Source organism: Mesorhizobium sp. M7A.F.Ca.CA.004.04.2.1 (assembly GCF_004022825.1).
Lineage (GTDB): Bacteria > Pseudomonadota > Alphaproteobacteria > Rhizobiales > Rhizobiaceae > Mesorhizobium.
In genome coordinates this window covers 1-3,227 of record NZ_RZPH01000710.1, presented here as the reverse complement: position 1 = coordinate 3,227, position 3,227 = coordinate 1, and the positions used below count along the sequence as shown (strand labels likewise).

Annotated in this window: 3 protein-coding genes and 1 pseudogene; 1 reads left to right on the top strand and 3 read right to left on the bottom strand. The window is 63.3% G+C overall.

The features are described from left to right. Window positions 1-464 (bottom strand): annotated as a pseudogene (locus EN893_RS25665) (NADH:flavin oxidoreductase); the annotation flags it as partial. 280 nt (window positions 465-744) lie between these two features. Between EN893_RS25665 and argE the strand changes: the two are divergent. Then, window positions 745-1,905 carry an acetylornithine deacetylase gene (gene argE, locus EN893_RS25660; RefSeq protein WP_127267112.1) on the top strand — a complete coding sequence of 387 codons (1,161 nt, stop codon included), beginning with the start codon at window positions 745-747 and terminating at the stop codon, window positions 1,903-1,905. A 6-nt stretch (window positions 1,906-1,911) separates the two neighbouring features. Here the strand turns inward: argE and EN893_RS25655 are convergent, their stop codons facing one another. Both EN893_RS25655 and EN893_RS25650 read right to left on the bottom strand, forming a co-directional pair. Next, window positions 1,912-2,868, bottom strand: coding sequence for a LysR family transcriptional regulator (locus EN893_RS25655; protein ID WP_127267113.1), 957 nt, complete (start codon window positions 2,866-2,868; stop codon window positions 1,912-1,914). 151 nt (window positions 2,869-3,019) lie between these two features. Further along, window positions 3,020-3,227 (bottom strand): aldehyde dehydrogenase family protein (locus tag EN893_RS25650; RefSeq protein ID WP_128361871.1); only part of this gene is annotated, 208 nt, incomplete at its 5' end.

Here is a 3,227-nt window from a genome sequence, read left to right as displayed (position 1 = left end):
TTGCGGTGCCAGCGGCGCAGGTCGCGAATATCCTGCTTGTCCATGGCGCGCGCCTGCACCGGATCGTTGGTGAAGGTTCGGATCGGCAGGGCCGACGGTCCGCGCGGTACCTCCTTGGTGTAGAGGTTGGGACCGTTGATGCCCGAATAGGCCAACTGGATGCCGGCCAGCGCGCCATGCTGGTGCATGGCCTCTGCCATCTTCGCCAGCGCCGGGATATCGGCGTCGTCCCACAGCCTGAGCTCGATGAAGGGCGTGATCTCCGATGTGTGGTGCATCTCGGTCTGCTCGGTGAAGATGACGCCCCAGCCGCCTTCCGACTTGATGCGGCGCATCTCGGCCGCGGCCGAAGGATCGCGATAGCCGCCGCCATTGCAATGCGGAACCTGATAGAAGCGGTTCTTGGCGGTCACCGGACCGATCTTTACGGGCTCGAACAGAATGTCGTAGCGCGGATCGCGCATGGAACGTGCCTTCCTGCCAGCGTCGCCTTGCAGCATGCCCGATCATGGTTTCGAGCCGTGGCGCAAGCCGGCCAGCCCAGTGGGTTGATGCCGTGAGACCATTCATAAATTGCGGCAAGCGCCGGGAAACAACAGATTTCTTCTGTGCCGGTTAGGACGCGCCTAATCGGCAGCACTGCCTGGATTAGCATCCGATGAATCCCGGCTGAGCCAAATGCGACTTCAAGGCCGCCGCCGCGCGATGTTAGATAGCGCGCACGCCCAATGAGACACAAGACGCATGGACAGCATCCAGATCCTTGAAAAACTGATCGCGTTCCCGACGGTGAGCCGCGATTCGAACCTCGCCCTCGTCGGCTACGTGGCGGAGCTGCTGGACGCGCATGGCATTGACAGCCGGATCATCCACAGCGAGGACGGCCACAAGGCCAATTTGTTTGCCACCATCGGACCGGCCGACGCTTCCGGCATCATGCTGTCCGGCCACACCGACGTCGTCCCCGTCGACGGCCAGGCCTGGACGCTGCCGCCCTTCGAGATGACGAGCCGAGACGGCAAGCTTTACGGACGTGGCACAGCCGACATGAAGGGTTTTGTGGCCTGCGCGCTCGCGGCGTGCCTTAAAGCCTCGAAAATGACGCTGCGCACGCCGCTGCATTTGGCGCTCTCCTACGACGAGGAGATCGGCTGCATTGGTGTGCGAAGCCTGATCGACATGCTGCAAGCAGCCCCGCAGCGGCCGTTGCTATGCATTGTCGGCGAGCCGACCGATATGCAGGTGGCGACGGGCCACAAGGGCAAGCTTGCCGCACGCGCGCTTTGCAAGGGACGCGAGGGCCATTCGGCGATGGCCCCGCTGGCGCTCAACGCCATCCATCTCGGCTGCGATTTCGTCGCCGCCTTGCGCCGCGAACAGGACCGGCTGGTGCGCGATGGCGCCCGCGACGGCGACTACGACATTGCCTACACAACCGTCCATGTCGGCAAGATCAACGCCGGCGTGGCGCTGAACATCGTGCCGAACCTCTGCCAGGTCGACTTCGAGATCCGCAATGTCGCGGCCGACGACCCGCATGAGATTCTCGAGCGTCTGCGCGTGGAGGCCGCGCGCATTGCCACCGAAGCCTCGGCTATCGCGCTCGAGGCGGCAATCGACATCGACATCACCAACACCTATCCCGGCCTGGACACGCCGGTCAGTTCGCAAGCCGTCGCTTTCATCAAATCGCTGACCGGCGCCAACAACACCATCAAGGTTGCCTACGGCACGGAGGGCGGCCTGTTCAACCGCGATCTCGGCACGCCGACGGTCGTGTGCGGACCGGGATCGATGGCGCAGGGACACAAGCCGGATGAGTTCGTCAGCGTCGAGCAGATGCGCCGTTGCGATGGCATGCTGGAAAAATTGCTGCAGCGGCTTGCCGACCAGCAGTTGGCTTAACCGGGGCTACTTCTGTGGAAGTGCTGCCTGGCCGACAGCCCGCTCGGCGCCGAACACGCCTTGCTCGACGACGAAATGCCGGCAGTGGTCGATGAAGGCCTGGACGGTTTGCGTGCGGTGTTCGGAACTGGGCAAGGCGACGCCCATGGTCAGCGGCCGCAGATCGCCGTCCAGCGGCACGAAGACCAGCGGCTTGCCGTCCGGCGCCAGCGTGTTGAGCGGCCGCATATTGGCGATGCCGTAGCCGAAGCCGTTGGCCACCATGGAACGCATGACGGCGATGTCGCCGGTGCGCTCGGCAATGTTGGGGCGGATCCCGCGCTGGTGGAATGCCGAAAGGAAATATTCGCGGCTGAACGGCAGGTCGAGCAGCACCATCGGCTCGTCGGCCAATTCCTCCGTCGTGATCGACGCCTTTGCCGCAAAGCGATGCCCCGCCGGCAGCATGACATAGGCCGGCACCAGCATCAGCGGCTCGAAGGTCATGTCCTGCGACAGTTCGAGATCGTAGGTCAGGGCAAGATCGATTTCACCGCGCTGCAGCATCTCGAGCAATTGCCCCTGATTGCGCTCGAACTGGCGCACGCGCACATCGGGATAGGCGCGTTCGAACCGCATGCGCAGCGCCGGCAGCACGATTTGCGCAAAGGTCAGCAGGCATCCCACCGCCAGCGGGCCGCGCACCTTCTCGGCAAAGTCGCCGGCGACGTCGTGCAAGGCGTCTGCATCGTTGAGCAGCCGGGCGGCTTCCTTGAGGAAGATGCGGCCACCGGCCGTCAGCGAGAGGCCGTGCGAATGCTTGCGGACAAACAGCTGGACACCGAACTCGGTTTCCAGCTGCGCGATCGAGGCCGAAATCGATGGCGGCGATACATTGACCTGTTCGGCCGCCTTAGCGATGGAACCGGCTTCGCCCACGGCGACGAAATATTCCAGCTGTCTGAGCGTGAAGCGTAGCGGCATGGCTGGCTATGTTGCTGGTTTGAGGGCTTCGATCAAGCCTAATGCATGTCGCGCAAAAGTGGCCCCGGTTTTGCGCAAATGACATGCATAGAGCAAAGGCCTAAAGCGCATCGCTTGAATCCGTTCAATCGCGATGCGCTTTAGGCGCCCATCAGTATTTGATCCATGTCGTTTTGAGCGCGGTGTATTTGTCGAGCGCATGCAGCGAAAGGTCGCGGCCGAAGCCGGATTGCTTGAAACCGCCGAACGGCGTCATCGGGCTCAGCGCGTCGACCGTGTTGACGGAAACCGTGCCGGCATGCAGCCGGCCGGCGATACGATGCGCGCGCGACAGGCTGTCGGTCCACAGCGATGCGGCC

Bases quoted from the DNA above. Each gene is read 5' to 3' on its own strand.
- argE (WP_127267112.1), top strand. From the start codon at position 745: ATGGACAGCATCCAGATCCTTGAAAAACTGATCGCGTTCCCGACGGTG.
- EN893_RS25655 (WP_127267113.1), bottom strand. From the start codon at position 2,868: ATGCCGCTACGCTTCACGCTCAGACAGCTGGAATATTTCGTCGCCGTG.